Here is a 5,804-nt window from a genome sequence, read left to right on the forward strand (position 1 = left end):
GCATCAGCTCGACGGCCTTTTTGGAATCATCACATAAATCGCCGATTCTTCACACCCTCCACCGCCTCAAGTGATCGGAGGTCAGCGCGCCAATCCTCGATCCGCAAACTGCCAGAGAGCACCAGAACGCCGAATTAACACGCCTGCGCATTTATGGAACGAAAGTCTGAGCTAACTACCACGCACTGCGCAATCCGCGAGGATTCACCGATTCCTGGCCATCTTACTGTTCACACCCCACAAAATCCCTTGATTATTCACAGTCAAACCGCGATTACCCTAGACATCAAAGAAATCTAATATACAGTTGTCAATACCCCAGACCACCCCTATGACGAGGTGACTAATGACCACACACGATCCGGTGACAACCACAGAAGAAGAATCCGAGCACACCCCCAAGTGGGGCATGGTGATTGACCTGCAAAAGTGCGTCGGCTGCGACTCCTGCACGGTCGCATGTAAAGCTGAAAACCGCACTCCCCCGGGCGTCTCCTACAACGTGGTGCTCGAGGAGGAAGTTGGTACGTTCCCGAACGTGCGTCGCATGAACATTCCACGCCCCTGCATGCAGTGCGACGATCCACCTTGCGTGCTCGTATGTCCGGCGAACGCAACCTACAAGGGCGACGACGGCGTGGTCGTCATCAACAAGGATCGGTGCATCGGGTGCAGATACTGCATCACTGCCTGCCCCTACGGCGCCCGCTCCTTCGACTTCGGCGAAACCTACGAAGACGAGATGGTTGGCTTCAACGAACTACAAGTCAACGAGTGGGGAACCGAATTCGGTGAACGTGGTGGCCCATGGTCGCCCCCGGTCGGACAGGTTCGCAAGTGCACCTTCTGCGCCCACCGTATCCCCCGCGGCGAAGAGCCGGCCTGCGTGGAAACATGCATCGGCGACGCTCGCTACTTTGGTGATCTCAACGACCCCAATTCAGTGGTCACGAAGTTTGCCTCAGATCCACGTGCTTTCCGCCTCAAAGAAGAGGCTGGCACCAACCCCAGCGTTTACTACTTGAGGTGATGGAAAATGTCGCAAACACTTGAACGTGAAAAGGTCGAGCGGTCCGAACCCAAGGATCAGACGAAGTCGAGCGGAATCCGTCGCTTCCTCAATGAGGGCAACGGCCGCGAGCCATTCCTGCGCCCCAAGGGTCGGATGATCTGGTACGGCATTCTTGCGATTGGAATCCTCGTCGGCATTCCTGGCGTTATTGCCCGTCTGACCCAAGGGCTCCAAATGACCGACCTTGGCCCGCAGATGCCGTGGGGCCTGTGGATCGCCGCCTACATTTTCTTCGTCGGCCTGTCGGCGGGAGCCTTCCTGCTGTCGACTCTGGTCTACGTCTTTGGCATGTACCAATTCGAAACAATTGGTCGAGCGGCCCTGCTCTCCGCAATCATTTCGATGTTCGTGGCGCTAGCGCTGATCGGCATGGACCTAGGTGCCCTCCACAAATTCCCGTGGGTATTCGACCAATTCCACTGGTCATCCCCGCTGTCGTGGGAGGTCAGATTCTACGTCCTGTACATCGCGCTCCTCATCGCCGAGCTCATCATTGCAGTGCGTTTGCATCGCGGTTTGGCGAAGAGGCCGGAGCGGTCCAAGCTCTGGATGAAGATTCTCGGAATCATCGGTATTCCTCTCGCGATCGTCGGCGTGCACGGCGGAACCGGTTCGATTTTCGCCGTCGTTCAGACGCGCTCGGGCTGGTACGGCGGACTCTTCCCGATCATCTTCGTGGTCTCCGCAATGGTCTCCGGTACGGCGCTGCTGATGGCAGTGAACTACTGGCAGGCGCGCGGCACGGGCCGCAAGCCGGATAACACGCTCCTGCGCGGGCTGAGCCGAGTGCTCCTCGCGGCCGTGCTTATCGACATGCTGCTGACCTTCTACGAGTACCTCATTCCGTTCCTTGCCCACGACGACGCCCATCACGAGATCCTTCAAATCCAAGCGACAGGGCCGTACTGGTGGACGTTTATCGTCATGCAGTTGCTCATGGTCATGATCATTCCAGCAATCATTTTGCTCAGTCCGCTGTCAAAGAAGACGGGCTGGATCGTAGCCGCAGCAATGATGGTGGTTATAGGCGTGTTCGGCGTGCGCCTGAACATCGTCATTCCGCCCATGATTCCGGGAGTGATCGAGGGGTACCCGGACAACGCATACTTCCCCACCCTGCTCGAGTGGTCGCTCGTTGCGTTCTTCGTCTTTGGAGGCGCGATGCTCTACTCGCTCGTCTCCGAGTGGCAGCCCATTCACGAGCCCGCGCACGAGGCTCACGACGTCGTCCACGACGACGAGGCCGCAGCACACGCGTCGCGCACGGCTGACGATAATGCGGCTGACTCGCCCGTTCGCACTGGGACGAGAGAGCCAGGCCCGACCACGCACATCACGCCCGCCGAAGGAGTTCAGTCATGACTCAGACACAAAATACAGATAATCAGGCGACCGCCGCTGATTCTGCGGAAAAGCAGGACGGCAAGTTCAACGTCAATCGCCGCAAGTTCATCGGTGGTGCGGCAGCCGTAGCTGGCGCCGCCGCGATGGCCTATACCTTCCGTCAGGGCTTCGAGGACCCCTACCTTGAGCCCACCCAGCACGGTCGCGGCGACTACGTCGACAGATACGATGAAACCGACGTCGTCCATTCGATGTGCATGATGTGTAACACCTGGTGCACGATCAAGGTCCGACTCGCTGATGGCGGTGACACGGGAGCCACGGCGCAGGTACGCAAGATTGCGGGCAACCCATACTCCCCGCTCACGACCCAGCCGGTTGGCCCTATCCCCTACGACACGAGCCCTGCCGACGCCGTCAAACCGCTCAACGTCATGAGTCGCGATTCGCGTTCGCGATCGGGTGGCATTGCGTGTCTGAAGGGTCAGGCGGGCATCCAGATCGCCCACGATGCCAAGCGCATCAAGCAACCGATGAAGCGTGTTGGCGAGCGCGGCGAAAGCAAGTGGAAGACGATCTCGTGGGAAGAAGCCCTCGACGGGATCCTCAACGGCGATTCCGAACTTGGCACGCCCGGCCTCACGGAGTGGTACCAGTTCGTACCCGAAGAGCCGGTGATGACCGACAAGGAAGCTGTCGACAACGGCGAGATGACCCAGGAGGAGTTTGAGGACAAGTGGGGCGAGGCCCTGATTGACCCCAAGCGCCCCGAGCTCGGGCCAAAGGCGAATCTGCTCTCAATCATGGCTGGCGATCGCCAGCAGATCGTCGGCAATCGGTGGGCGAACAACATGTTCGGCACGATCAATCAGGTCAACCACGGCGGAACCTGTGGTGTGACGGGCGTGTTCGCTAATGCGCGCTCGCATCCGGACGACGGCCACAAGCGCATGTACGGCGATATTGACTACGCCGACTACCTCATCGTCTGGGGTTCGGAGCCGCTCGTGGCGCAGAAGGGTCCGACCTTCCTCGCACCGCGCGTTGGCCTTGCTCGCGAACGCGGTATGAAGATGGTGGTCATCGACCCGAAGCTGTCGAAGTCCGCCGAGAAGGCCGATCTGTGGGTTCCCGTCAAGCCCGGCGAAGACGCGTGGCTTGCGTGGGGCATCATCCGCTGGATCATCGAAAATGAGCGCTACGACGAGCAGTATTTGCGAGCACCGAGCAAGGATGCGGCCACCGAAATCGGCGAGCCGACCTACTCGGACGCGACGCACCTCGTCGTCGTCGACGAGGGCGAGGACTGGAAGACGAAGCCGAAGCTCAACGTCGTCCACATGGGTATCGGCGAGGCGCCCGAAGAAAAGGGGCAGCTCCCAGAGCCCCTGTGTATGGTCAACGGCGAGCTCCAGCCGGTGAACTCGGTGACGGAGTTGGCAGATCTCGAGGTCGACACGACGGTTGAGACGCCGGATGGGCCCGTGAAGGTCAAGTCGGCATTCACGCTGCTCAAGGAGCGCGCGATGGAGCACGAGCTCGACACCTACGCCGAGCGTTCTGGAACGACGGCGGACGTCATCTCGGAGATCGGAAACGATTTCACCTCGCATGGCAAGCGCGCTGTCATCATGAGCTATCGCGGGCCGGCCATGCACGCCAATGGCTACGACGCCATTCGCGCGATCAACTACATCAACTTCCTCATCGGAAATCACGATTGGAAGGGCGGGCACATCACGGGACAAAAGCAGTACACCCCATGGGGTGGCCGCTACGATATCCAGGCCGGCGTGCCAAACGCGCGCAAGGCGTGGGGAATGCCCATCACCCGTGAGCGCACGAAGTACGAGACGACGTCGTTCTTCAAGGAGGATGGTTACCCCGCCAAGCGCAGGTTCTACCAGTTCCCTGGAAACCTGTGCCACGAGGTTATTCCCTCGGCGGAGGCGGGCTATCCGTACTCGCTCAATGCGCTGTTCATTCATCGCCACTCCCCAGTCAATTCCTCGCCCAACGGGCGCGCGATTGCGGAGACGCTCAAGAAGCAGGACAAGATCAAGCTGCTCGTCGTCTTCGATATCACGATGGGTGATACCGGCGTGTTCGCGGACTACCTGCTCCCGGATCTGAGCTACCTCGAGAGGTTCTCTCAGGAGGCCCCATACCCGGCCCAGCAGTACGCCGTCACGCAGCTTGGTCAACCGACCACGCGCATCTTCGAGGGACCGCGCCCGGTTGAGGTCACCTACATGGAGATCGCGAAGGCGATGAACCTACCCGGCATTGGAGACAATGCGTTTGGCGACGGCGTCCACTGGAACACCTACGAGGACCTGTGGATGAAGGTCGCTGCCAACGTGGCGTTCTCCGGCGGAGATCCGGTGCCAGATGCGAATGCGGACGAGATGCGAATCTTTGAGGAAACCCGCAACAAGGTCCTCAAGGACAACTTCGATATCGAGACGTGGAAGGCCGGAGTCACGGAAGAGGAGTGGCCGAAGGTCGTCTACGTGCTTAATCGCGGTGGCCGGTTCGAAGAACACGGCAAGGACCGCGAGAACGGCTACGACCCGGAGAACCCCGAGTGGCTGAAGTACCGCTACGAGGGCCTGTGCCAGTTCTACGAGCCCAGAGTTTCGGCTGCGAAGGATCCCATTACCGGCGAGTTCTTCGACGGCATGGCACGTCTTCGCGAGATCACCCGCGCCGATGGCACCCCGATTCCGGGGCCAGACGAGGGCTATCCGCTGAAGATGATCTCGTGGAAGGCGCGCACGCAGGGTACGCACCGCACGGTGAACTCGGCGTGGTTGCGCGAGCTCCGCCCGTCGAATTACCTCAATATTAATACCGTCGACGCCAAGGAGCGCGGTATTGAAAACGGCGATAAGGTTCGCTTGAAGTCGCCCACGGGCGAGATTGAGGCCGTAGCGATGGTCACGGAAGGTATCCGGCCGGGCGTTGTCGGTGCCGATGCCACGATGGGTCACACCCAGTACGGATCCAAGCCCTACGAGCTCGATGGCGAAGTGATCTCTCCGCCGAACGAGTATGGCCACGGCGACGCCGTTCAAACGATCGTTCCTGGAAAGGAAGAACTCGGGTACGCAGGGCCGCGCGACGCCGGATTCGGAGTCAACGAATTGCTCGTTGGCGAAGATTTCATCGGTGGCGGTGGCATGTCCGATCCGCTCGGTGGCAGCGCTGCCCAGCTCGACACGTGGATTGAGATCGAGAAGGTCTAATGACCGACGGCTCGAACGAGCGTGGGACCTCGCAATCCACCAGCGGGTCCCACGCTCGCTACTCCCCTGTTGGCATCGCGCAGACTCTGGCGGCGGGCGAGGCATTGCGATGCGACATGGCCGACGAGCGCCACAGACAG

2 protein-coding genes and 1 pseudogene are annotated in these 5,804 nt (G+C 60.1%); all 3 read left to right on the plus strand.

The window, feature by feature from the left end:
• The first annotated feature begins 346 nt into the window (after window positions 1–346).
• The gene (locus tag ACHFFR_RS07130; RefSeq protein ID WP_394263576.1) at window positions 347–1,030 is read left to right on the plus strand and encodes a 4Fe-4S dicluster domain-containing protein; all 684 of its coding nucleotides are present in this window, start codon (window positions 347–349) and stop codon (window positions 1,028–1,030) included.
• A gap of 6 nt (window positions 1,031–1,036) precedes the next feature.
• Window positions 1,037–2,434: an NrfD/PsrC family molybdoenzyme membrane anchor subunit gene (gene nrfD, locus ACHFFR_RS07135; protein ID WP_394263577.1), complete on the plus strand. Its 1,398-nt coding sequence runs from the start codon at window positions 1,037–1,039 to the stop codon at window positions 2,432–2,434.
• Window positions 2,431–5,397, plus strand: a pseudogene (locus tag ACHFFR_RS07140) (molybdopterin-dependent oxidoreductase); the annotation flags it as partial. The gene nrfD and the pseudogene ACHFFR_RS07140, both read left to right, overlap by 4 nt.
• Window positions 5,398–5,804: the final 407 nt, after the last annotated feature.

It is taken from the genome of Trueperella sp., from assembly GCF_043424875.1.
Taxonomy (GTDB): domain Bacteria; phylum Actinomycetota; class Actinomycetes; order Actinomycetales; family Actinomycetaceae; genus Trueperella.

What these genes read in the sequence shown, in the direction of transcription:
- ACHFFR_RS07130 (WP_394263576.1), top strand. Translation starts at nt 347, where the DNA reads ATGACCACACACGATCCGGTGACAACCACAGAAGAAGAATCCGAGCAC.
- nrfD (WP_394263577.1), top strand. Translation starts at nt 1,037, where the DNA reads ATGTCGCAAACACTTGAACGTGAAAAGGTCGAGCGGTCCGAACCCAAG.